The sequence below is a fragment of the Sphingobacterium sp. 1.A.5 genome, from assembly GCF_002734235.1.
GTDB lineage: Bacteria > Bacteroidota > Bacteroidia > Sphingobacteriales > Sphingobacteriaceae > Sphingobacterium > Sphingobacterium daejeonense.
In genome coordinates, this window is record NZ_PEBA01000056.1 from 66,642 (window position 1) to 91,154 (window position 24,513).

The window sequence follows — 24,513 nt, forward strand, 5'->3', positions numbered from 1 at the left end:
TATTCTATTCAATAAATTTCTTCTTAAAAAGCGTTTAGAAAGAATTTTCAGTGACACATTACATATACATAGTCAAAAAATTTATATACAGCTTATATACTAAATTATCTAAAAATCTAATAATCAACAGTAAAACAAAAAAGCCAGGAAAATCCTGGCTTAATTATAATAGTATGTTAGACTTTAAATATTTTGAAAGAACTTAATGACTTCATTTAAGTTAGAATCTTTTAAGATTACCTTTTTATCCTTGTCTAATAGATAAATAGTTGGAGTTGCTTTGATCATATACAACCCTTTGCTTACTACAGATTGATCAGAATCTAAGCCATTGATCCAGTTTGTTGGAATATTTTTTTGGTAATTTTTCCAGATATCCATATCACCATCTGGATAAATAGCTAATATTTTAAGAGCACCATTTTCAAGAACTGAATTAAATCCTTGATTGTTCTTGATATGTTCGATGGTTTCTTCACACGTACTACATCCCGGTTCATAAAACATCAACAATGTAAATGGAGCCTCTATTGACTTTAAATCAGAAGTTGTTCCATCAGTCATTAAATATTTAAAGTCAGTTGCTTCTGTACCTGGCTTGTTTTTGCGCAATAAAGGAAGCAAGGATTCATATTTTGTTACTTCATCCGGAGTTAACTTGCCGGAAGCAATTAATTTATCAAGAACAATTTCATAATATAAATCATTCCTTGCAGGAGAATTAGGATTAGAGAGGTAATTTTCAAATTGATATTTAAAAAAATCGAAGACTTTGGGTTCAATTTTAGCCTCATTCAAAACGTTTTCAACACCTTCCTTTAACGTATCAATTCCTACCAAAGGAAAATGTCCAATATAATCGACTATCGCTTGTTCTCCGTAATTTGGATCAAATACTTTGGCAGTATCTCGGAAATTGAAATCGTCCCAAAAATGAGTGAAAACATAATTGATTTTAGCACTTTCACCTTGGATATTCTCGGGAGCTTTAGGAACAGTATAAGTATTAGATTCTAGTTCTGTTGAATTGCTATTGTCTCCTGATTTTTTGTTTTGATTACATGATGTTGCAAAAAGGACAATTGCAGCCATGAACATGTAGTATAGTCTATTTATTCTCATATGTTTTATTAAGCAAATAAATATATGAATAATCTACTAAGCTAAAAAAAAGAAGCCTTGATATCGGGCGAGACCAAGGCTAATTATTAATAGTTAGTGAATCTAAGCTTATCTATTGAGGGTGTATTTTACTCCTACCGAAGTAGAAGCTGCCCCTTCAAAATTTCTTCCTCCAACCTCACCGTCGAATTCATCACCATATAAATTTCCTCTAATGTCTAGAGTTAAATCCAATGCGTCTGAAAGACGGAATGTTTGCAGGATACCCAAGTTTGGACTGAACTTTAATGATCCTGGATCTGATAGTACTGCTCCAAAACCAATTCCAACATAAGGGATCAGGTTATACAAACGGGCTGGATCATATCCTAAGGCATCGTTTGTCCAGTTGAACATAAAATCTGCATGCACATTGATGAAGTTGAATTTTTGATACTCTAAATTCTGTCCAGCATGAAAAATCTCTCCTGTGCCATACATCGAAGTCTGGGTAAGACCTTTGTAATTAATTCCATTTAATCCAAGTCTTAAACCAAATCTTTCGTTCAACCATTTACCTGCGTAAATTTCAAACTGTGGGGTTATTCTCTTTCCAAATGACAATTGTTTATCGTGGTCACCAAAATAAACTTGCCCCCCTACACTTGCACCCACAAACCAGTGATTTAAATCTGAAGTCTCTTGGTAAACTTTTTCTGCCATGAATTTCGTTTTCCAAGGATCTTTCTCAATAGGTTCCTTCGCGAAACCACCTAAAGCAAACAGCGTTGCTAGAATAATAGTACTTATCTTTTTCATTAATGTTGTTTTATTTTAAAAAGAAGAATTTATTTAAATTTTAATTTTCAAGTTTAGTGATATTCTTTCTTCTTTTTATTATCGCCTCTGAACGTATGGTTTAAGCATTATTATAATAACACCGAAACCTAATTGAAAAAACTTATTTTGAAAAATTAACAGCGTGTGTGACCGAGCATTATTTTCCAAATTTCTCTGAACAACACTACGAATATACAGCCTATTTCAAAAGCAGCAAATTTTTTTAAATCACTTAATTGTACTATTAGTTAATTTTAAAAAACAAATATTTTATTTAGTTTCATCAATTATTTAAAATACCTTCAAATTTAAAGGTTAAAAAGAAATAAAAATATCATATTATGATATGAATCTACTCATAACATTTTTATTTAACAATAAGAACACCTTGGCTTAAATATTATTTGTAAATGATTGACTACAGTAGGTTGACAGCAAATAAAATTCAAAAACCAGTAAAAAAAATTGAGAAATAAAAACAGGCTATCCCCAATGAGATAGCCTTAAACAATAATAATCGTTATACGCTATTCGTTTCTAACACACCTTATATTCTCAGCACCTCCCCAAGAAGACTGAGCCCAATGCTCAAAAACATAATCACCGGTTACTAAAAACTCCCTAGTATCACTTACCCTATAGTTATTAACACCTGTTAAAGCGCCTCCAAAAATTCCAGTTTCATTAACCCAAAAATATCCATCTTGCTTATCATCGCTAAGAAGTCCAAATATCCCCAATGCAATATTGTAATAACCCATTTTATTAATTCTAAGCTTATTACTTGGATAAGGTGCCGCAGTGCCAGTAGCGGTATATTCTACATAATCCGCATTCAGTGTTCTTCCACTATCTTTAACGGCAATCAAATTCCGCGTTTCATCCCCATTAGGCATTCTCCATTTATTTTTTGGATAAACTAAAGTACATGGATCTTGAGCACCGATTGTACCATTAGGGAATGGCGCTTTGAAATTCCAATATTCTTCAGTACTTCTGTTATATGGATCATGAATCTGATGTCTAAATCGATATGCCCTATCTGCTTGACTAAAATATAAATTTGTTCTAGCCCATTTTATCCCGTTTACTGTCAATGGTGATTCAATTAAATCCAAAAACACAGTTCTTCTATAACCCCAGCTTAAGTCTACATTGTCTGAAAACTGCATATTTGTAAATACCCGAGTATCTCCAAGATCCAATTTTAATGTCAATGCCTGAACATTTACTTTAATTGCTGAATTTGCTCCTTGTCCAGCAGTATAATAATAAGCAACCTTAATTGTATCTTTAGTTGCTGCACTAAAAGGAGTAAACACCAAGTTACCTACATCAACTGTAGATGTGGATTCATATAACCCTGTCAACAAATTTAGATTGCCTTTTTTGATATATTCGGAACTTGCGAAACTAGCAGATACGCTTTCAATTCCAGCGAAAGCTCCTCTAGCACTTATTTCCGCACCCACTCTTGCAGTGCGATGGGCAAATTGCACTCTCAAAGGCTTGTCAACAACGCCTTCGCCAGTAACCATTACAGTCCCACTAGCATATAGTAATGGCTTATCTACCTTAGATTCTACGGTTGGAGCTGAAGTATTAGTTACATCCGGAATATCATCTGTACTATTATATGAAAATGCATACCAATTATACTCCACATCTTTACTAACCTCCACATGAGATGCAACGCCAGATTCAGCAGCTACAGATTTAACAAATGTCCCGTTTAAGTAAAGTAATAATCTATATTTTATACCCGGAGTCATGACTGCAGCACGTAATTCAGAGTTTGATCCACTGTTTTTTCGATTGTTTGCCACAATAGATCTTGAATCCCTCTTCTGATCGATCCGCGAACTTATAATAGCATCTAATCCTTCATATGATACTTCTTTAGAGCTTAATATTTCACCATAACCAGTAGAATTCATGGCACTTTTACTAACAGATGTTTTCTTTTCTCCTTCTTCTTCATCATTAACACCTGCAACATCAATACTTAAGGTAGCATCGCCTGTAGGTAGGTCTACAGCCGAATTGGTTTCCTTGTTACAACTAGCTAATAAACTAGAGAACAAAACCCCTAACAATAAAGCCTTAATAAAACTATTAGCATGTGGCCTTTTTAGATTTGATTTCATTTCTTATAATTTCAGATTTTTTATAATTCAATTTCTTGATGCCCAGTACTGTCATACCAATCATCTACCTCTGGAGTATAGTTTCCATCTGTACCATCACCAGGAGTGAATGTAGCCGATGAAGCAAGGATACCTTGCTCTAGCTCAATCTTTAGCTCCACAATACGCGGAGACACATAGGTTTCAATCTTATTTCTTTTCATTCTTGTATTGATAGATATTTAAATTGCCCTGTCAATAAAATCAATCTTAAACGCTTTAACTTTAATTAACTATTTAGACAAACTTTTAATATTAATAAATTATTAACAATTAACACTGCAAACATATATCAATATTTAAACAAATAAATTCCTGTAATTTAAATTATTCACCAATGTAGTAATCTATTTACATTAGAATTTTATGCATAAACCATTGGTTAATTTTTGAGAAATTCAGTAAAAATTTAGCGCTTAAAAAATCTTCTCTACGCTAATAATAATCTTAAGTATTGTTACTAGGAAGTTAACTTCACTTAAAATCAAACTAGTTTTAAAAATATATTAGAATGAAGAAACTAAAGATTAATCGATATATTTCTTAACGTTATTATTTATTAATAGATAAAATAATTTCCTCGCTTAATCGTTCAGCAATACTTATTCAAATAAAAAATCACACAATCCAAGGTGTATGGATAGCAAAAAAGCCACTGATTTTTGGGAACAATCCCGGCAAAACGTCGAGTTGAACCCAATTTTTACTCAAAAATATTCAGTAAATTAGAATATAACCGTTCGAAAGGAGGAAAAACCATGAAGATAATAACAAGGATTTGGCACGGAATAACCAAAAAAGAAGATGCTGATGAGTACCTAAATTATTTATTCGATACAGGTATTAAAGATTACCGCAGCATCAAAGGAAATCTATCCACCAAAGTACTCCGACGGATAGATCACGACATCTGTCATTTTATGACGGTTACTGAATGGGATTCTGTTGATAGTATAAAAGAATTTGCCGGAGAGAAGTTTGAAAAAGCTCGATACTATAAAGAAGACAAAAAATACTTATTGGAATTTGAAGAAAATGTCACTCACTTTGAAACCTATCTGATAGATTAAGTATTTATTACCGGTATCCTAAAAGAAAATGTGCTCCCTACCCCTAATTCACTTTCGACGGAGATCTTTCCACCTTGGTTCTCAATAAAATCCTTGGAAATGGAAAGCCCAAGCCCAGTTCCTGTCCGTACGCTGCCTGGAATCTGAAAATATCGATCAAAAACTTTGTTTTTATAAGCCTCATCAATTCCTTTACCATGATCTTTTACTGAGAAAATCAGTTCCTTAGAGTTATTTTTTAGACTAACTATAATCTTACTGTTTTCAGGAGAATATCGGATTGCATTGGTAATAAAGTTTGTCAAAACCCATGCAGTTTTCTCTTCATCCACATAAATCTTCGGCAATGTCTCATCGATTTGGGTTTCAATGTCAATTTGTTTCTGTTCCGCTTGCATTCTGGTAGCATTTATTGCGTATTGTACAATAGGTATAGGACTGGTGATTTGAGAATATAATTTTATATTGCCGGTCTCAACTTGCGAAACATTGAGCAACTCACTTGTAATCCGCAATAACCTCAAACTATCTTCTTCAATGCCAGAAAGTAGTTTTTTCTGATCGTCAGACAAGGTGCCAGTTCTAGGATGCTTTAACAATTCTGAACTCAATTGTATAGACGCTATTGGCGTCCTGAGCTCATGAGAAACAGTAGCAATAAAATTAGTTTTTGCCACATCTAATTCCTTAAATGCTGTTACATTTTTTAAGACGATCAACTCCCCTATTTTTTGGCTCTTTGTCTCTCCTGTTGGTGTTATTTCCATTGGAATTATTTCCTTGTCGAAATAGGATTCTTTATTGTCTACGACTATTTTAATTGTCGACATTTGGTTTGAAGAATCTGTTAAGTCTCTGATCAGATCGTTCTTCATGATTAAATCACGGGTGTTTAATTGCAGTAAGTCAGTTCTTTTTAATCCAGAAACTTGTAATGCCTCATCATTGATAAAGGTTATTGTTCTATTTTCGTCAAGACCGATTACAGGGTCATGCATACTGTTCACCAATGTTTCGACGCGTTTTTTTTCTTCAAGAATTTGGTCCAATTTACTGTTGGAATATTCCTGAAGTTTCTCTGCCATAACATTAAATGAACCGGCCAATTCAGCAAATTCACTTTTACCCTCTATATACACCCTCTGATTATAGTTCTGACGAGAAATTTCCCTAATACTGTCACTGAGCTTTTTGATAGGATTGGCGATATTACTTGGAAGATTTACAAACAGAACGAAGCCAATTAAAAAACAAAGAGCACCAACAACAGAAATTAGCACAAAGGCATTCCCCGCAGTTTCCTGAGCGTGATCGCTTTTTTTAACGATCGCATCCATATTGACTGTCATAAGCTCTACTAAAGCAGTTCGAAAGTTTTGATTAATAAGGGGATCATTGGGATTGCTTTTCAATTTTTCTAATTGTTGTGATAACTGATCTGTGATTTCCCTCTCACCAGGTTCAGTAACATTCAATTTCTGTTTCTCAAAATTATCCTCAAGCTGCAAAATCGCATCATTTTTTAGTTGAATTTCTTCAGAAGCTTTGAGCATATTTCGTGCATATTCTACTGAATTATAGTTTGCAGATAGCACATTTTCCGTGTCTTTTTTGAGTGAACTGACAAACAGCGTACTTACTGTTGCCTGAATTAGAATCATCAAAAACAACAATCCTATTCCTAAATAAAGTTTAGCTTTAATTTTCATGACAGAATAATTAAGTCCACTTGAATTTTTTCTAATTTTTTCATTAATCTCCTGAACATACCCATGGCCCATAATATTCTTAAGAATGGCCAATACGGTCTACCTATACAGACTGTAGTTATTCTCATCCTTAGTACTTGATCCACTATATTCTCGGGGACATCTTTTCCTTGAACTTGAATAACCTGTCCGCCCAATTCCGTTGCCAATTTAAAATTATTAATTAGATAACGTTGCTTATCCAATGCAATTTTATTGACGCTCTCTTTGGGTGTTTGAATATATAGGATGTACCACTCAGCCTGATAGTAACTAGCCAACCTGCACGTTCTTCGAATTAAATTTTTGGCTTTCTTTTCATCTGTGCCTATACACACCATAAACCTTTCAATTTTATGCTTTGAATCCGAAGGTTTTTCCTTTTCATGTTTTTTGATAGCATGAACTGCAACCTCCTTCAGCGCTAGCTCTCTTAACAACAATAATTGCTCGGATTGAAAGAAGTTTCTTAATGCCGTTTCTATTTTTTCTTTCTTATAGATTTTCCCTTCTTTTAACCTACTCAAGAGATCTTCTACAGAAATATCGACAAATAGAACTTCATCTGCCGATTGAATAACACGGTCTGGAATTCGCTCATAAACTGGTACTGAAAGCATGTCTCCAACTTCTGCTTGAAGACCTTCCAAATGCTGAATATTGACAGCCGATATAACGTTTATTCCAGCATCCAAAATTTCCATTACATCCTGCCATCGTTTCTCATTTTTACTTCCCGGCACATTTGTATGTGCCAATTCATCGACGACTACTACTTCAGGATGCTTCTGTAATACCAGATCCACATCCAAATCATCTAATTCATTTCCTTTATAATAAATTTGCTTTCTTGGCAGCAAGGGTAAACCAGCCAACATTTTTATGGTATCTTCTCTGTCGTGGGTTTCAATATAAGCTATTTGAACGTCAATTCCGTTTCTCAATAAGTCATGAGATTCCTGAAGCATTCTGTATGTCTTACCCACGCCAGCACACATACCAAGATAGATCTTAAACTTCCCCCGACGGGATTGTTTGATCAAATCAAGGAAATGTTCTGCCGATTTACGCTGTGCTTCCATATTATTCTAGAATTTCCAACCTATTGCTGTACTTACAGTATAGGATTTATCATAGCTCTCAGACTTTCGATCTGTAAATGTATTCTCTGTTGAATTCAAACCCCTAAATTCAGTCCGCCACATCAATCCTTTATAAAGATCAACATCTATCCCCAATGAATAACCCAATATATTGGTTCCCAGATTATCAAAGCGTCCGAAAATCACACCATCTTCATCATTGAAATATTCAAGCCTAGCATTGCCTTTCAATTTTGGATGGAACAAATAATTAGATTGCAGTCCAGCATTCCACCACTTAAAATTTTCAGATATGAGGGGTTGTGTTTGAACTCCATAATCCCAATTTGCCAAAAGATTGAATTTGGAATTTATATTTACTTGACCATATAGATCGTGAAAAAATCTAGTACTGTCTGTTCCTTCATCTCCATAATAAGAGCTACTGTTTAGAACAATGGATTCATTTGGTTTGTATTGAATCTGATGACCTAAAGACATTCCCTTACTAGAATTTGGCAATTGAATTCTCTGCCAACCATTTAGTACCAAAGCAGCTAAATAAAACTTGCCATTATCTGTAGTATAAGACAATCTAGCCCCTGTTTCAAAATAAGGCGAATTCTCAGCTGACAAACTTCTAGATAGGCTAATATTGTCCAACCCAATAGCACTCTCACCACCAATATGGGAAGGCAAAACACCAGCATCTATCCATAGTTCATGGTTTTCTAGCAATTTATATCCTAAATTGGCCTCATATACATTCTTCCAAACTCCTTCTTCGGCAGCATAATTGGCATTTATATAACTACCAACTGCCAAAGCTAAGTTGCTCCTAACCCTTGAATTAGAAAAGTTAGCCTTTATCATCGCGAGGTTTACAGACAATTCATTGCTTCTATGATGACTGTAAATAAATCCTGGCCTTTTATGATCTTCCGGTTTATTGAAATCATAGGTATAGTAGCTTTCAACATATCCACCGAAAGTCAAGTTCGATTGTAATGAGTCCTTTGATTCCTGTGCTTCTGCTATGCCTAGTCCTATGAAAAATGTAGCGCATCCTAAAAACTTATTTAACATCTTCCACTCCTTTCTTTCCAGCCATTTTATCTAAGGCAATATTAAGTTCAAGGACATGAACCTTTTCTGGTCCTAGAAATCCTAACAATGGTGATTCGATGTGATTTTCAATTAATCTTAAAAGTTCTGTTTCCTCTATATTTCGCATTTTCGCAATCCTAGGAACTTGAATTTCCAAAGCTTTAACAGAAAGATGTGGATCAAGACCACTACCACTAGCGGTAACTATCTCAGTCGGGATTTGGCCTCTTTTAACCGTTGGATTCTGTGACATAAAATGGGCTATCCGGTCCTCTACCTCCTTTATATATTCTGGATTAGATCCCGACTTGTTGCTACCACCAGAACCTGCTGCATTATAATCGACAGCAGATGGACGTGACCAGAAATACTGGTTTTCAGTAAATTGTTGTCCAATATTTTCGTAATAGGATTTCCCATTGTTTTCAATTAGGAAACCATTTCCATGGTTTGGGCTCAACTGTGCAAAACCCCAAACAACCAATGGATATAATATTGCGAATAAAACAAATGTTAAAATGGTCATTTTAATCGCAGGTAATACATGTGTTTTCATGATTAATTATATAAATACAGATAATAAAACATCTATTAATTTGATGCCGATAAATGGCACGATAAGACCTCCAAATCCATATATTAGGATATTTCTACGCAATAATGCGGATGCTCCTATAGGTTTATAAGCCACACCTTTTAATGCCAAAGGAATAAGCATAGGAATTAGGATCGCATTAAATATAATAGCGGACAAAATAGCGGATTCTGGACTTTTGAGATCCATAATATTTAAGGGTGCCAAGGCTGGAATAAAAGCCACAAAAAGAGCTGGAATAATCGCAAAATACTTGGCAACATCATTGGCGATACTGAAAGTGGTCAAAGTACCTCGGGTCATTAGCAACTGCTTACCAATTTCAACTACCTCAATTAGCTTGGTAGGGTCATTATCCAAATCCACCATATTTCCGGCTTCCTTCGCAGCTTGCGTTCCGCTGTTCATCGCAACCCCAACATCCGCTTGGGCCAAGGCAGGAGCATCATTGGTACCATCACCCATCATAGCAACCAACTTACCCTCACCTTGTTCCTTACGGATATAATTCATTTTATCTTCTGGCTTTGCCTCTGCAATAAAATCGTCAACCCCAGCTTTTTTAGCAATATACCCTGCAGTCAATGGGTTATCACCAGTAACCATAACAGTCTTGATCCCCATCTTCCTCAATCTCTCAAACCGCTCTTGTATACCTGGCTTCACGATATCCTGCAGTTCAACAACTCCCAATGGAATCTCATTTTCTGAAACTACCAGAGGCGTACCTCCGTTTCCTGAGATTTTTTCAACTATATTCATCACCTCATTTGGAAAAGCATGACCAGCACCTTCTACTAATTTTTTGATGGAATCAGTCGCTCCTTTTCTAATTCTTTGGTTACTCATATCTACTCCAGAGCATCTTGTTTCTGCAGTAAACTTGATGAATTTTGCCTCCTCCGATTTAAAAGGAGTAACATCCAAGCCTGCTAATTCTACAATAGATTTTCCCTCAGGAGTTTCATCATACAAGGAGCTTAAAGTTGCTGCTCGTATCAAATCCACATGATCAACTCCCGGAGCAGGATGGAAATTGGTTGCTTTACGGTTACCAATAGTAATTGTACCTGTTTTATCTAATAATAGAACATCCACATCTCCAGCAGTTTCGACAGCGCGCCCTGATTTGGTCAAAACATTTGCCCGCAATGCTCTATCCATACCTGCAATACCAATGGCCGATAATAAACCACCAATAGTAGTCGGTATAAGACACACAAACAGCGAGATAAATGCTGCAATACTTATCGGCACGTTGGAATAATCAGCAAAAGGCTTCAGAGTCACACAAACCAAAATAAAGACTAAAGTAAATCCTGCTAGAAGAATGGTCAAAGCGATTTGATTTGGAGTTTTTTGTCTTTTGGCTCCTTCGACCAAAGCAATCATCTTATCCAAGAAACTCTCCCCGGCAGTTGCAGTTACCAATACAGTGATTTCATCAGACAAAACTTTTGTACCGCCAGTTACAGAACTTCTATCACCACCAGCTTCTCTAATTACTGGTGCAGATTCACCTGTAATAGCACTCTCGTCAATAGTTGCCAAACCCTCAATGATTTCTCCGTCACTTGCTATGATATCTCCAGCAACACATATAAATACATCACCTTTCTGCAATTGTGACGACGAAATTGTCCTACCATCTTTTAATTTTGCGGGAGTTTCCTCTCTTGTTTTACGTAAGCTGTCTGCTTGGGCTTTACCCCTAGCTTCAGCCAATGATTCCGCAAAATTGGCAAACAATAAGGTGATCAGTAATATCAAGAACACTATAAAATTATACCCTAAAGAGCCTTGACTTTTATCCCCCATTAATATTGCGATACATACAACGGCCATCACAACAGTACAGACCACTACAGTAAACATCACCGGATTTCTAAGCATATCCTTTGGATTGAGTTTTATAAAAGCTTCTTTAAAGGATACCATCAATAACTCAGGGTCAAAAAATGGATTATTTGATTTCATTACTATTCTTATTTAATTGTGAAATATTCAGCTATCGGACCTAGGGTCAAAGCTGGAAAAAATGCCAAGGCAGCAACAATTACGATTACGGCGAGTACCATAAAACCAAAACTCCCAGTATCAGTTTTCAAAGTCCCTGCACCTTCAGGGATATATCGCTTTTCTGATAACAACCCAGCAATAGCTACCGGACCAATTATCGGAATAAACCTTCCGAATAGAAGCACAATACCTGTACTGATATTCCACCACAAAGTATTGTCGCCTAAGCCTTCAAATCCACTACCATTATTCGCTGAAGCTGATGTAAATTCATATAGCATTTCTGAGAAACCATGAAAACCAGGGTCATTTGTTGTATTTGCTCCAATACTAGGGTAAGCTGCTGCTATCGCTGTGCCTACTAATATTAGAAAAGGATGAATTAATGCAACCATCATCGCGATCTTCATTTCCCTTGCTTCAACTTTCTTCCCCATGAATTCTGGAGTCCGGCCTACCATTAAGCCAGAAATAAAAACTGCTAGAATGATAAATATGAAAAAGTTAAGTATACCGACTCCATTACCACCATAAAACGCATTGATCATCATGGCCAGCATTTGGTTCATCCCTGATAGCGGCATCGAACTATCATGCATAGAGTTTATGGAACCTGTGGAAATTACTGTAGTTACTATGGACCAAAAGCCCGATGCAGCAGAACCTACACGAATCTCCTTACCTTCCATAGAACCTAAATCTTGATTGATTCCCAAGCGCTCTATAGCAGGACTGCCCTCGCTCTCCATCAAAACATTCGGAACTGCTAAACATAGAAAACCAATAGTCATTACCCCAAAGATCATCCAGGATAGCTTTTTCTTATTTATAAAAAACCCAAGAGCAAATACCATGGCCACTGGGATTATAAACTGAGCCAGCATTTCAACGATATTGGTAAGATAGGTTGGGTTTTCAAGGGGATGGTTTGAATTAGCACCATAAAAACCTCCCCCATTCGTACCCACATGTTTTATAGCGACAAATGCCGCAACAGGACCTCTGGAAACTTCAACGGTATCTCCTTGAAGATTGATCATACTGTCCTTGCCTTCATAAGTCATCGGAGTTCCTTGAAAAACAAGAATTAAGGCAACAATAAAAGAAATAGGCAATAAAATACGGGTACATGATTTCAAAAAGATATCATAGAAATTACCCAATGTTTTACTTCCTTTATCCTTTAATGCCTTGAACAGTACCACTGCCGCAGCAATGCCAACACCTGAGCTGACAAACTGAAGGAACATTAATCCTGTTTGGGAAAAATAACTAACCCCAGTCTCTCCTGAATAATGCTGCAAATTACAATTCACCAAAAATGAAATGACTGTATTAAAAGCCAGATCAGGTGACATATTTGGATTACCATCGGGATTCAGTGGAAGATTTGCCTGGAACATTAAAATCAGCATACCAACCACAAACCAAACAAGATTGATGGTCAACAAAGCGATCAAATGCTCTTTCCAGCCCATTTCCTTTTTCGCGTCAACTCCAGTCAACTTTAGAATTACTCGTTCTAGCGGACCAAATATGCGATCTGAAAAACCTGGTTTATCTGAAAACACATTTGCTATATATTTTCCTAAGGGAATCGCAATAATGATTGTCATGAAAAACATGGCAATTACTCCCCATACATCTGTATTTATTAAATTCATTTTTTATGTCCTTAAAATTTTTCAGGATTCAAGAGCACATACATGGTGTATAGAAAAACCATGATGGCTACAATTAATAATGCTACCATATCTCTAATTTTCTAAAATGGTTTTCATATAAATGGATCTCATTTCTTTGGGAAAACATGCAAGGTGCTTTCTTAAACTTGCTGGCGATTCACTTGTGGCAAGTCGTTCCAAAAACTCATTTTCAATGGCATTTTTAATATGTAGGGATCCACCTCCATATAAAATACCTATGACATGAACAGCCTCCTTAGCAAGTTTCTGATCCTCATCAGACCCATCAAAGTTCATCAAACAATATTCTGCCACATGTTGAAGAATCTCATATTCAGACTCCTCCTTATCATCATGGAAACATCCCGGTATCCACGCTTTTACGGTTGATATTATTTTATTTTCCATAGTTTTAGATCTTATCAAAAAAATCAACTGATTTGTAAAAAATGGCAAAACAAAGAATGCCCAAAATCAATAATGCGATAGTTAAAATCATGTTACTTAATGTGTTTATTTATCTTTTCTATTTCATTTTGACCTTGAATGCCAAACTTGTTCCAATGAAAAACAAAAACACAACAACCAACTGTATACCAAATAATTACAAATATTTTTTAGAGATTGAGCCATAAAAAAACCCTATCATTTTGATAGGGTTCTTATCATTTTGAGAATGATTTATCCGTATTTTAAAACATTAAGAAATCTTATATTCTTCAATTTTTCTATAGAGTGTAGCCACTCCAATTTCCAAAAGCCTTGCTGCCTCAGCTTTATTTCCCTTAGTATAAGCCAATACTTTTTGAATATGCTTTCTTTCAATTTCTGATAGTGACATCTTGGCGCCACTTGCTGTACCTTTATCATCAATGGAGAATTCATAAGGCAGCGACCGTTCATCGAGACTATTTCCTTCTATTAAAATCAAACTTCGTTCAATAACATTCTTTAATTCTCTCACATTACCTTTCCAATTGTGCTTGCCCAAAAGATCAATATATGATTGTTCAACCTCGGGAATTTGAACATTCATTTTTGCAGCATTTACCTTTACAAAGTGCTCAATTAATAGCGGAATATCAGATTTCCTATCTTTTAAAGCGGGTAAGTTAATTGTAAAAACAGAAATCCGGTAATATAAATCCTCCCTAAAGTGCCCTTCTTCAGCTTCCTGTTCTAAGTTTCTATTAGTTGCAGCTATCAATCGAACATTCACTTTTGTAGGGGTTGTTTCGCCGACTTTAAGAAATTCGCCAGTTTCCAAGACACGAAGTAACTTTGCTTGTAGTTCCAATGGCATCTCGCCTATTTCATCAAGAAATAATGTACCATCATTAGCTTCTTCAAATAATCCCTTCTTATCTTTGGCAGCACCAGTAAAGGATCCAGCAACATGGCCAAACATTTCAGATTCTAATAAATCTTTACTGACTGCAGAACAGTTCAAAGCAACAAATGATTTTGAATTACGCTTGCTCTCATAATGGATAGCCTGAGCGAAAACCTCTTTACCAGTTCCAGTTTCTCCCAATAACAAAACAGAAGCATCTGTCTGAGAAACCTTTTTACCCAGATTAATTGCGTTATGGATCTCTTTGGAGTCTCCAATAATTTGATCAAAGGAATATTTTTTGCCTACCTTCTCCTCTAACTTTATAAGTTTTTTTACTAACTCAACTTTTTCAAAAGCTTTATGCAATAATGGAATAACTTTATTATTGTCATCTCCTTTAGTGATGTAGTCGAAGGCACCATTTTTTATGGCCTGCACTCCATCTGGAATCTGACCAAAAGCAGTCATCAATATAACTTCAGATTGAGGTTGATATTTCTTAATCTCTGAGACTGCCTCAACACCATTCCCATCTGGTAATTTAACGTCGCATAAGACAACATCAATTTCCTTAGTCTTCAATATCTGATAACCTGATTTTAAGGTAGAAGCTTGAAATACTTCAAGATCTTCCCATTCTAGTTGGATAATTCTCGCCAATAACTCTCGCAGCTTATCCTCATCATCAATAAGTAAAATCTTCTTATGCATAAACGAAGTTAGTATTTCCAATATGAATAACAATAAAATCCCAAATACTGCAAAATAAAAATCCCGCGGCGGGGAGCCACGGGATTTATCAAACCAATTATTAACCTAAATTATGAAATTTATTACTACTCTAACGCATCTAAACACCAATTCGCGTCAATGAAATTTGTTCTTAACATATTTTAACATTTTAAAAACCCATATTTCTTCCCTTTTAAAGCAAAGTAAACTTTAATACACTGATTTTAAACTCATTAAAAATGCAACAGGATAAAATCAAATTATTTACCTAAATCATGCCTTAAAGGTTATTTTTGCAGGATGTTTACCAAATCAATTTTCTATCTATTTCTAATTCTTTCAATTTGTTTTCAACAAGCATATGCCCAAGAAATATTAAAAGGAAAAGTAGTTCGAATTTCCGATGGTGATACAATTACTATTCTAGATAGTTTGAATCAACAACATCGTATAAGATTGCATGGAATAGATTGTCCCGAAAGAAAACAAGATTATTATCAAGTAGCCAAAGATTATATTGGCCAGTTATGCTTTCAAAAAGAGGTAAATGTAGAAATCCTTAAATATGACCATTATAAACGAGCAATCGGAAAAGTGTATATCGATTCCCTGGAAATCAACCTTGCTTTATTAAAATCAGGCTTGGCATGGCATTTCCTTCAATTTGACAAATCAACAGAATATGCAGCTGCTGAGGCAGAAGCTAAACTTTACAAAAGAAATATCTGGTCTCTAAAAAATTCAGTCGCACCTTGGGAATTTAGAAAATACCAACGTGAGATGAGAAAATTAAATGCTAAATAATTATTTGTTCTCCGACCGCTTTAAGAATAGTTTAATGATTTCATTGACGATCAACGGCACCAATCCTAATCCCAAGACCATCAACCAATCATTAAGGCCTATTAATTGAAGCTTGAATGCATTCCGCATCAATGGAATAAAGAGAACCATCAATTGCAATCCAAAGCCTAAAATTATTGCTACTACCAAATACTTGTTTGAAAATATTCCCACTTGGAATATAGATTTATATTCGCTTCTAAAGGACAAGGAATAAAACAATTGTGATGCAATAATCGTTAGGAATGCCATTGTCCTTGCATAGGCATGAATATCATCTGGAATATCATCGTTCATAGGATTATATCCATGTTCAAAATATCCGATTAAAAAAGCAACCACAGTCAATAACCCTATCAATATTCCCCCTATTAATATTTTCCGTGTTCCGCCATGCGAGAAAAAATTCTCATTTATAGTCCTTGGCTTTTCTTTCATTACCGCAGGATCTCCTGGATCCATGCCTAATGCAACCGCCGGAAGGGTATCCGTAATTAAATTAATCCATAAAAGTTGGGTTGCCAATAAAGGAACAGGCAAACCAGCAACAATGGAAACCAACATTGCAACAACTTCTCCTAAGTTACTAGCCAACAAGAAAATAACAGACTTTTTTATGTTATTAAAGATATTTCTACCTTGTTCAATAGCACCAATAATCGTAGAAAAGTTATCATCTGCCAAGATCATATCCGAAGCATTTTTTGCCACGTCAGTACCTGTAATCCCCATAGCAACGCCTATATCTGCAGCATTCAACGAAGGAGCATCATTTACACCATCACCAGTCATGGATACGATATTGCCCTTAGCTTTAAAAGCCTTCACAATATTGACTTTGTGTTCAGGAGAGACTCTTGCAAAAACCCTGTACTCGGAAATATGACTCTCCAAATCCTCATAACTTGCATTGTTGATTTCCTTTCCCGTAGTAACCTGATTTTGATTATCCGCTATGCCCAGTTCTTTTGCAATGGCAAAGGCAGTATTGGCATGATCTCCAGTAATCATTATGGTAGTTACTCCAGCATCTTTTGCTTTTTGGATAGAATCTTTTACTTCATCCCGGGGTGGATCAATCATACCAACAACGCCAATAAACACTAAGTCTTCTTCAAATTTTTCTTTTTCAATTTTCGAACTGGTCTTTTTATAGGCTACCGCCAACGTCCTTAACGCTTTGTTGGACATTTCTTCCACCGCCTTCGACACTTCCTTTTTATGGTCTTCAGTTATTTCAATTTCCTTTTCATCTTGAAGTACATAGTTACATTGTTCAATCAAATTATCTACTGCTCCTTTGGTGTAAAGAATATATTCCTCATCAACAGAATGTAGAGTTGACATCATTTTACGGTCAGAATCGAATGCTAATTCATCAACTCTAGGTTGCTTGTTACCTAATTCTTTTCTATCCATTTCCCATTGATCCGCAAGTGACAACAAAGCTACCTCAGTAGGATCACCGGTCTGTTTATCATTTTCTAAAGTTGCATCAGAAGCTAGTACCATAGCTTCCGCCAGCAAATTTTCCTCAAATGTATTTTCCGCTTCATCATCTACCGAAATCAATCCGTCACTAAAGGTAAATGCTTCCTGAACTGTCATTTTATTTTGGGTCAATGTCCCAGTTTTATCAGAACACACTATGGTAACCGAGCCTAAGGTCTCCACTGCTGGCAGCTTTTTGATAATCGCATTTTGTTTTGCCATTTTGGTAACCCCAATGGATAATACAATGGCAACAATTGCTGCTAATCCTTCAGGAATAGAAGCTACAGCCAATGAAACTGACGTTAAGAACATCTCAGTGAGATCTCTACCCTGAAAATATGAGATGATAAAAATTAAAATACAGACTCCAATTGCTATTTTTCCTAAAGTCTTACCTAAATGATCCAATCGGATTTCTAAAGGTGTTTTTTCATTATCATCCGTATCTAAATAGCCTGCAATTTTACCTACCTCAGTATTGTTCGCTGTACCTATAACAACACCAGATCCTCGACCATAGGTTACTAAGGTGGACATATAAGCTAAATTTATGCGATCTCCCAATGGGATATAATCCTCTTCCAGCTGCACTTCAGCATCCTTTTCTGCAGCAACAGATTCTCCCGTCAAAGCAGATTCATCAATTTGAAGACTTGCAGATTCTACCAGCCTTAGGTCGGCAGGAATAATTCGCCCGGCTTCAAGTAAAACAATATCCCCAGGCACTAAAAGCTCAGAATCAATCTCCATTGTCTTTCCGTCTCGCCTAACCAAAGCCTTCGGATGCGAAAGATTTTTTAAAGCATCAATAGCATTATTCGCTCTTATTTCCTGAAACAAGCCCAGGAATGCATTGATAAAGATTACAATCAATATGATGATTCCATCTGTGTATTCACCCATAAAAAAGGTAATGGCAACTGCAGCAAATAGAACATAAATAAGGTAATCATTCAATTGTTCAACGAACATCATAAAAATGGACTTCCTTTTTTTCTCCTCCAGCTTATTTTTACCATATTCATTTAGCCTTGTTTCAGACTCAGAAGTAGTCAGTCCGTTCTTCGGGTCTACCTCTAACTGAGACAAAGACTCTTCAATTGATTGTGAATAAAAATTTGGTTGATTGATTTCTTTAGTTGATGCCATACCTACTTAATACCTAATAATCAAAAATAGTTCTATATGATCATAAATTTGATGACACTTATCACTTTTAAGTATTGAATCTCAATAAAAAAATATTTCGTAAATTACATAGACATTCATAACCTTATTGTATCCTATGAAAAATTCCATTCTCTTACCTACAGACTTTTCAGAAAATGCATGGGTAGCCACTAATTATGCAGCAGAATTGGCGAATAAATTCAATTTTGATTTACATATTCTGCATGTATATCAAACTTTTGGAAAAATTTTGGGCACTGCAGAATTCAATGAGGTAGTCGCTAAACATTATGAAGACGCTGCTTTCAGTGAGATGGATAAGTGGGAACACAAAGTGAAAACTAAATATCCCCAACTACAGATCTCATTTGCCTGCATGGAAGGAAATCTGACTGATACTGTCCTTAAGGTAGCAGAAGAAAATCACGTTGCCTTTATTGTAATGGGCACCAAAGGTGAAGGAGGATTTAAAGGCTATGTCTTGGGTAGCAATACTTTTGAATTAATTCAGCATTCGCCTATTGGCGTGATCGCTGTTCCGCAAGATTATAAAGAATTCAAATTTCAAAAAGTCGGTATACTTACGAATTTCAAAAATCAAGAATTAGAATTACTAGATAGCTTTATAAACCGTACAAGCCCTGGATTGGAATTAATTCTATTGCATGTAACCGAAAATGGAAGAAATATTGACACAGAAAATATTCTTTTTTGGCAGGATAGAATTGTTAAACAAATGGGAATAAACAACATCGAATATAGAAGTAAGGAAATGATAAACCGTATCGATATCAATGAACCTATACCATATATTATCAATCAAATGATAGCCGAGGAAGGAATCGATATTTTATTGGTTACCTATACTCGCAAGAGTTTTTTTGCAAGTCTTTTTTCAAAAGATCTAGCAAAAACCATTGCAAATACCTTAAGTATCCCTACGTATTTTTTGAAAAATTAATTTACTGTGGCGTGTGTTGGCAACCACCACAGTAAAAAATATCTATTTGCAGTCGTATTAAACAAAACCTCCCATCAAAGGGTCTGTAATACTTGGTTTCCCATTTTCAACATGGCCAGCAAATCTCAAATAAAGACTCGGATCTTGTTTCGATGTAACCTCAAAATCATACCACCCATATGAATCTTCAAGAGACCAAGATAGTTCTGAATTTCTATTTGCCCTTATAGTCTTTGCTTTTCTACCATAAGAGGCATCTCTTATCAGTAATTCAACCTTTGATTTACTAGTTGTTTGAAAAACATCTTTTTTACCAATGGTCTTTGATAAAACTGAAGGAAAGCTTGATTTCACATTGCCCTTGAATGCTCTGTAAAATCCATTAGGACCATGCACTGAGAAACAGAAAGTTTCGTTTTTGATGTCTGACAAATCAATTTCATAATGCAGAGGTTCAGAAGAATTTACAGCAAAATTCCAGGTTTTACCAATCTCATTAGAATTGCCATAAGCTGTATGGGATATTAATTGAAATGGCACCCCAACATTTTTTGTTTGAGGCAGTTCACCTTTAATTAAAAATTCAAACTTCAGCCTGCCGGATTCAATGCGCATGTTAACATCCAAATCGTAAGGAATTGCACAAGCAGGTTTAGTACCTCTCTCTTGCAGGTTTAAGCTGGTATTTGCTGAAAGATTGTTCTGAATCGAAGCGAGGCTGCCAATTGATTTGGCCTCAAAATTTCCTGGAGCTGATTTATCTCTTGCAGAATAAATACGTTCTACATATTTATTACGATTTACAAAATCAATTGCTGGGCGCTGAACATCTGGCAAAGGTCTAAATGCAGATGTTAAGTTCCCACAAACCAACCGCCTCCATTCTGTTAGATTTGATTCGACAACAGATTTGTTGTGTTTTTTTTGAATGAAATGTTCCAAAAACTGCAAAGTAGAAGTATGATCAAAAACTTCTGAATTGACCCATCCCCCTTTTGACCATGGAGAAGCAATCACCATCGGTACTCGATATCCTAAGCCGATTGGGCTATCATGTAAAGCCACCGTTTTACCGGTTCTTTTATTTTCCTGATCAACTGTTACGTATTCATCCTCTGTCTTCAACCCCTTCGGAACTGCACCTGTCCCTTCTTTATTGGTCAAAGGAGGAACAAATGGAGAAATATGATCAAAATAACCATCATTTTCATCATAGGTCAGTATAAAAATGGTCTTCTTCCAAACCTCAGGATTAGCTGTTAAAATATCCAAGGTTTCTGAAACATACCACGCTCCAAACCAAGGTGAACTCGGATGGTCCGAAAAACGACAAGGTGCAACCAACCAAGAAACCGTCGGTAGGTTACCTGATTTGACATCTTCCCGAAACTGGTGAAAAATATCTCCTTTCGGTACTTGTATTTTTTGACCATCAGGACCATCAATCTCTGTTAACTGATGATAATCTGCTGCTTTTACATTTGTAGTAAATGCACGCAAATGAATCTCTTGCTCCTGTTGGCTCAATTTCTTGAAATTCTCTGGAGAATATTGCTCTATATCAGCCTTATAGCCGTTTAATTCTTTGACAACTTTTTCATAGGCCTCTTGATTTGCAAATTTCGCCACGGTCAAGAGATGCTCAATTTCCTTTACTTTCTTTTGGGCAACTGCATAATATGCTGGATGGAATTTTACCTGATACTGTTTATGAAATTCAAGGTTATTATCTGTGAAATTTGCCAACCAATCTTCTTCCTCGCCCTCAAAACCAACTTGTAAGCTTAGTTCATTTTGATATACTTTCCAAGGAATACCAGCTTCCTGTAGACGTTCTGGGTAGGTCTTCCAAGAAACATCCTTATAATTTATCTGATAATTGTCGACATGCGCGGTAGATTCTGGATTAAAAGGTTCCTCACGGATAGTACCTGACCAAAAATAAGATCTATTGGCACTAGTTCCTGTCAATGATGAACAGAAATGTTGATCACAAACTGTAAATGCATCTGCAAAGGCATAGTAGAATGGAATATCTTTCCGCTCATAATATCCCATAGTCAATGGGATATGCTTATATTCAGGATCACCGGGCCTTTTGGCTTCGAGCCAATTATTCATTTTTCCCTCATTCCTTGCCATGACCATGTCGCGCCAACCATGTGGAAGATCCCCCATCCAGGTAGCTCTAGTGTTGACAATGTCAAGATGGAATGGCGAATAAATCTCTTCGGTTTTATTTTGCTGAAACCAAACTGGTAAACCATTCGGCTGACGCATGGCTCTTGGATCATTAAATCCACGAACTCCCTTTAATGTCCCAAAACAGTGATCAAAAGAACGGTTTTCCTGCATCAAAAAAACAATATGCTCCGCATCCAAGTAGGTGCTGCCAGGATTTGCATCAATGGCTAAGGCGCGTTGTATAGATTCAGGTATGAAATTGATTGCTGCAGTTGCTCCTGCCAACATAGACGCTTTTTTGATAAATTCTCTCCTAGTATCCATTAAAATCAGTTTAGGTCGCTAATCTACAATTTATATCAGTTGAAAATTCAATTTAACCAATTCAACCTTAAAAATTAATCGAAACTTAGTAAATCCTTAACATTTTTACACAAAAAAGCCCAACCTTGAGGTTGGGCCAATCTATATACTTACCTAATCCTATTGGTAACCAGGATTTTGTACTAATTTGGTATTCCTGTTGATCTCATCACGGTTGAATGAACTGAAATACATCTTGTCATTCCAACTTCTATTTTCAATCCCCGGGTTCAAGTTACTAACTGTATAAGTATAAGTGTAATTGTTAGGGTCATACTTATAAACTGATACCGTTTTACCTGGTTTCAAAGCACCGAAAATATTGACCAAAGTTACCTTACGGCCTAATGTAGTCGGTGCAATCATCCAACGTCTCGCATCAAAAAAGCGGTGCTCTTCATAAGCTAACTCAATTCTTCTTTCATTTCTGTATCTATCTTTCAATGCAGCACCTGCATCTGTAATAGCTGGCATACCAGCACGGAAACGAATTTTGTTTAACCAAGTTTTAGCTTCAGCTTCTTCCCCTAACTCAATACAAGCCTCTACATAGTTCAAAACCGCCTCGGTATAGCGTAATAACGGCCATGGAATTTGCTGTCTTGTGTTTTGGTCTTCTATTCTTGGGTTTGGATCTACGAATTTCCTGTAATAATAGCCCGTATATGAACCATTCCAATCTTCGATAGGGCTATTTCTAGTATCTAATCCAGGAATTACTCGCTTTGTTCCTGAACCACTACCTACTTCATATCTACCTGTTTGGATTTGATTTGCTGGATCTCTCTGTGCTACATCCGCAGTTCTTGGTTTCCAGTTGGAACCATCATGACTAATGGTAGCATAAAAACGTGGATCGCGATTCGTATAAGGTGCTGCTTTATGTGCTGCATTATCCCAACTAAACTTCACGCCGGTACGCATCTCGTAGTCATCAACCAATAATTGTATTGGTGTGTTACCTGACCAGTTATGGTAACCATTCGGACCATTGTCACGGCCAACCCATCCCCCACGCTCATCTTTAATATCCTTAAAGAATCTGCCTAAGATCAAATCTTTCTTGCCATCTACATTCGCAACGTTACTACCACCGCCCATGGCGATATCCATATAATTGGCAGTACCTTCTTCTGCAGTAGCAGGAGCAGTTAAGTCCAACTTATAAGCATAGTCTAATTTCGTCAAAACGACTTTGGCAGCATCTCTAGCTTTTCTCCATCTTTCCGCGCGATTACCAGAAACATAACCTAGGAATTCAGGATTAGAATAACTGCTAATCGTTGCAGACTTGGCTTTTGCCGTTGGCACATCGTGCAAATCACTAGCAGCATAGGTCAATACCCTAGCCTTTAACGCAAAGGCAGCTACATCACTAGCACGACCGTCCTGTTTTGACAAACCAGTCAATAATGTAGATGCTGAATCACAGTCGCTCACAATCTGCGTTACACACTCTTCATAGGTATTGCGCTCAGCTAAATAATCTGCATCTTCAAGCTTATAAACCTTTTTAACCAATGGAACAGCCCCATAAAAACGCAATAATTGCTGATAAAAATAAGCCCTAAGGAAATATGCTTCTCCTAAAAGTTCATTCGCTCTCTCTTGGTCGAATTTTGGAGATCGTAAATTTTCTATGGCGATATTAGTAGCACGAATTCGTGCATACATATTACCATAAGAATACGTATCCATAATATAGCCTTGGTCGGCTGCATTCGATCTACTTTCAGTAACCGTATTAATACCACGGCCAGGGTGAGTAAAGAATGCTTCATCGGTCATTGAAGCCATTTGTTGCTCATAAAATCCCCCTACTCCAAAACCATTGTATATGTCATAGACAAACGCTTGGGCAAGCGCTGGGTCTGACCACACCAATTCCTGTGGCACCTCATTTAATGGTTCTGTATTGACAAAATCATCATTACATGAAGCCAATAATCCAACGAAGGCCAAGGATATATATCGTAAATTATTTTTTAATTTCATAA

The 24,513-nt window shown here is 36.2% G+C and carries 19 protein-coding genes; 3 read left to right on the top strand and 16 right to left on the bottom strand.

The genetic code is table 11. The features are described 5' to 3' along the window. Nucleotides 1-183: 183 nt before the first annotated feature. From CRT24_RS16050 to CRT24_RS16065, 4 genes are all read right to left on the bottom strand, one after another. The gene (locus CRT24_RS16050) at nt 184-1,122 is read right to left on the bottom strand and encodes a DUF5106 domain-containing protein (RefSeq protein ID WP_099372199.1); all 939 of its coding nucleotides are present in this window, start codon (nt 1,120-1,122) and stop codon (nt 184-186) included. A 108-nt stretch (nt 1,123-1,230) separates the two neighbouring features. After that, nucleotides 1,231-1,920 carry a hypothetical protein gene (locus CRT24_RS16055; RefSeq protein ID WP_099372200.1) on the bottom strand — a complete coding sequence of 230 codons (690 nt, stop codon included), beginning with the start codon at nt 1,918-1,920 and terminating at the stop codon, nt 1,231-1,233. Nucleotides 1,921-2,468: 548 nt separating this feature from the next. After that, the gene (locus CRT24_RS16060) at nt 2,469-4,088 is read right to left on the bottom strand and encodes a hypothetical protein (RefSeq protein WP_099372201.1); all 1,620 of its coding nucleotides are present in this window, start codon (nt 4,086-4,088) and stop codon (nt 2,469-2,471) included. Nucleotides 4,089-4,108: 20 nt separating this feature from the next. Continuing rightward, complete coding sequence (locus CRT24_RS16065) at nt 4,109-4,291, bottom strand: hypothetical protein (protein ID WP_099372202.1); 183 nt, start codon at nt 4,289-4,291, stop codon at nt 4,109-4,111. Between the two features lie 594 nt (nt 4,292-4,885). Here CRT24_RS16065 and CRT24_RS16070 point away from each other — a divergent pair. Further along, nucleotides 4,886-5,197: a hypothetical protein gene (locus CRT24_RS16070; protein ID WP_218962652.1), complete on the top strand. Its 312-nt coding sequence runs from the start codon at nt 4,886-4,888 to the stop codon at nt 5,195-5,197. Here the strand turns inward: CRT24_RS16070 and CRT24_RS16075 are convergent. From CRT24_RS16075 to CRT24_RS16120, 9 genes are all read right to left on the bottom strand, one after another. Continuing rightward, nucleotides 5,194-6,906: an ATP-binding protein gene (locus tag CRT24_RS16075; RefSeq protein ID WP_099372349.1), complete on the bottom strand. Its 1,713-nt coding sequence runs from the start codon at nt 6,904-6,906 to the stop codon at nt 5,194-5,196. The genes CRT24_RS16070 and CRT24_RS16075 overlap by 4 nt on opposite strands. After that, nucleotides 6,903-8,027 (bottom strand): histidine kinase, encoded by a 1,125-nt coding sequence (locus CRT24_RS16080; protein WP_099372203.1) that lies wholly within the window; start codon nt 8,025-8,027, stop codon nt 6,903-6,905. The genes CRT24_RS16075 and CRT24_RS16080 overlap by 4 nt, the downstream gene beginning before the upstream one ends. A gap of 6 nt (nt 8,028-8,033) precedes the next feature. Continuing rightward, nucleotides 8,034-9,113 carry a porin gene (locus tag CRT24_RS16085; RefSeq protein WP_099372204.1) on the bottom strand — a complete coding sequence of 360 codons (1,080 nt, stop codon included), beginning with the start codon at nt 9,111-9,113 and terminating at the stop codon, nt 8,034-8,036. Continuing rightward, a complete protein-coding gene (locus CRT24_RS16090; RefSeq protein ID WP_099372205.1) occupies nt 9,103-9,690 on the bottom strand; it encodes a K(+)-transporting ATPase subunit C in 588 nt (195 codons plus the stop codon). The genes CRT24_RS16085 and CRT24_RS16090 overlap by 11 nt, the downstream gene beginning before the upstream one ends. Nucleotides 9,691-9,696: 6 nt before the next feature. Continuing rightward, on the bottom strand, nt 9,697-11,706 hold the full coding sequence (gene kdpB / locus CRT24_RS16095; RefSeq protein WP_099372206.1) for a potassium-transporting ATPase subunit KdpB: 2,010 nt from the start codon (nt 11,704-11,706) through the stop codon (nt 9,697-9,699). A gap of 8 nt (nt 11,707-11,714) precedes the next feature. Continuing rightward, nucleotides 11,715-13,403 carry a potassium-transporting ATPase subunit KdpA gene (kdpA, locus tag CRT24_RS16100; RefSeq protein ID WP_099372350.1) on the bottom strand — a complete coding sequence of 563 codons (1,689 nt, stop codon included), beginning with the start codon at nt 13,401-13,403 and terminating at the stop codon, nt 11,715-11,717. 20 nt (nt 13,404-13,423) lie between these two features. Continuing rightward, nucleotides 13,424-13,501, bottom strand: a complete 78-nt coding sequence (locus tag CRT24_RS21455; protein ID WP_099372351.1) for a potassium-transporting ATPase subunit F — start codon at nt 13,499-13,501, stop codon at nt 13,424-13,426. A 4-nt stretch (nt 13,502-13,505) separates the two neighbouring features. Further along, entirely contained in the window at nt 13,506-13,841 is a 336-nt protein-coding gene (locus CRT24_RS16110) for a hypothetical protein (protein ID WP_099372207.1), read from the bottom strand. A 292-nt stretch (nt 13,842-14,133) separates the two neighbouring features. Next, nucleotides 14,134-15,480, bottom strand: a complete 1,347-nt coding sequence (locus tag CRT24_RS16120) for a sigma-54 dependent transcriptional regulator (RefSeq protein WP_099372209.1) — start codon at nt 15,478-15,480, stop codon at nt 14,134-14,136. A gap of 321 nt (nt 15,481-15,801) precedes the next feature. Here CRT24_RS16120 and CRT24_RS16125 point away from each other — a divergent pair, with 321 nt between their 5' ends. Then, nucleotides 15,802-16,305, top strand: coding sequence for a thermonuclease family protein (locus CRT24_RS16125; protein ID WP_099372210.1), 504 nt, complete (start codon nt 15,802-15,804; stop codon nt 16,303-16,305). Here the strand turns inward: CRT24_RS16125 and CRT24_RS16130 are convergent, their stop codons facing one another. After that, nucleotides 16,306-18,987, bottom strand: coding sequence for a calcium-translocating P-type ATPase, PMCA-type (locus tag CRT24_RS16130; RefSeq protein ID WP_099372211.1), 2,682 nt, complete (start codon nt 18,985-18,987; stop codon nt 16,306-16,308). It abuts the gene before it with no gap. Nucleotides 18,988-19,123: 136 nt separating this feature from the next. Here CRT24_RS16130 and CRT24_RS16135 point away from each other — a divergent pair, with 136 nt between their 5' ends. After that, nucleotides 19,124-19,969, top strand: coding sequence for a universal stress protein (locus CRT24_RS16135; protein WP_099372212.1), 846 nt, complete (start codon nt 19,124-19,126; stop codon nt 19,967-19,969). 57 nt (nt 19,970-20,026) lie between these two features. Here the strand turns inward: CRT24_RS16135 and CRT24_RS16140 are convergent, their stop codons facing one another. After that, nucleotides 20,027-22,477, bottom strand: coding sequence for a phosphocholine-specific phospholipase C (locus tag CRT24_RS16140; RefSeq protein ID WP_099372213.1), 2,451 nt, complete (start codon nt 22,475-22,477; stop codon nt 20,027-20,029). A gap of 159 nt (nt 22,478-22,636) precedes the next feature. Beyond that, entirely contained in the window at nt 22,637-24,511 is a 1,875-nt protein-coding gene (locus CRT24_RS16145) for a RagB/SusD family nutrient uptake outer membrane protein (RefSeq protein WP_099372214.1), read from the bottom strand. Nucleotides 24,512-24,513 lie beyond the last annotated feature (2 nt).

Excerpts from the sequence above, each read along its gene's own strand:
- CRT24_RS16050 (WP_099372199.1), bottom strand. The coding sequence starts at position 1,122 with ATGAGAATAAATAGACTATACTACATGTTCATGGCTGCAATTGTCCTT.
- CRT24_RS16055 (WP_099372200.1), bottom strand. The coding sequence starts at position 1,920 with ATGAAAAAGATAAGTACTATTATTCTAGCAACGCTGTTTGCTTTAGGT.
- CRT24_RS16060 (WP_099372201.1), bottom strand. The coding sequence starts at position 4,088 with ATGAAATCAAATCTAAAAAGGCCACATGCTAATAGTTTTATTAAGGCT.
- CRT24_RS16065 (WP_099372202.1), bottom strand. The coding sequence starts at position 4,291 with ATGAAAAGAAATAAGATTGAAACCTATGTGTCTCCGCGTATTGTGGAG.
- CRT24_RS16070 (WP_218962652.1), top strand. The coding sequence starts at position 4,886 with ATGAAGATAATAACAAGGATTTGGCACGGAATAACCAAAAAAGAAGAT.
- CRT24_RS16075 (WP_099372349.1), bottom strand. The coding sequence starts at position 6,906 with ATGAAAATTAAAGCTAAACTTTATTTAGGAATAGGATTGTTGTTTTTG.
- CRT24_RS16080 (WP_099372203.1), bottom strand. The coding sequence starts at position 8,027 with ATGGAAGCACAGCGTAAATCGGCAGAACATTTCCTTGATTTGATCAAA.
- CRT24_RS16085 (WP_099372204.1), bottom strand. The coding sequence starts at position 9,113 with ATGTTAAATAAGTTTTTAGGATGCGCTACATTTTTCATAGGACTAGGC.
- CRT24_RS16090 (WP_099372205.1), bottom strand. The coding sequence starts at position 9,690 with ATGAAAACACATGTATTACCTGCGATTAAAATGACCATTTTAACATTT.
- kdpB (WP_099372206.1), bottom strand. The coding sequence starts at position 11,706 with ATGAAATCAAATAATCCATTTTTTGACCCTGAGTTATTGATGGTATCC.
- CRT24_RS21455 (WP_099372351.1), bottom strand. The coding sequence starts at position 13,501 with ATGGTAGCATTATTAATTGTAGCCATCATGGTTTTTCTATACACCATG.
- CRT24_RS16110 (WP_099372207.1), bottom strand. The coding sequence starts at position 13,841 with ATGGAAAATAAAATAATATCAACCGTAAAAGCGTGGATACCGGGATGT.
- CRT24_RS16120 (WP_099372209.1), bottom strand. The coding sequence starts at position 15,480 with ATGCATAAGAAGATTTTACTTATTGATGATGAGGATAAGCTGCGAGAG.
- CRT24_RS16125 (WP_099372210.1), top strand. The coding sequence starts at position 15,802 with ATGTTTACCAAATCAATTTTCTATCTATTTCTAATTCTTTCAATTTGT.
- CRT24_RS16130 (WP_099372211.1), bottom strand. The coding sequence starts at position 18,987 with ATGGCATCAACTAAAGAAATCAATCAACCAAATTTTTATTCACAATCA.
- CRT24_RS16135 (WP_099372212.1), top strand. The coding sequence starts at position 19,124 with ATGAAAAATTCCATTCTCTTACCTACAGACTTTTCAGAAAATGCATGG.
- CRT24_RS16140 (WP_099372213.1), bottom strand. The coding sequence starts at position 22,477 with ATGGATACTAGGAGAGAATTTATCAAAAAAGCGTCTATGTTGGCAGGA.
- CRT24_RS16145 (WP_099372214.1), bottom strand. The coding sequence starts at position 24,511 with ATGAAATTAAAAAATAATTTACGATATATATCCTTGGCCTTCGTTGGA.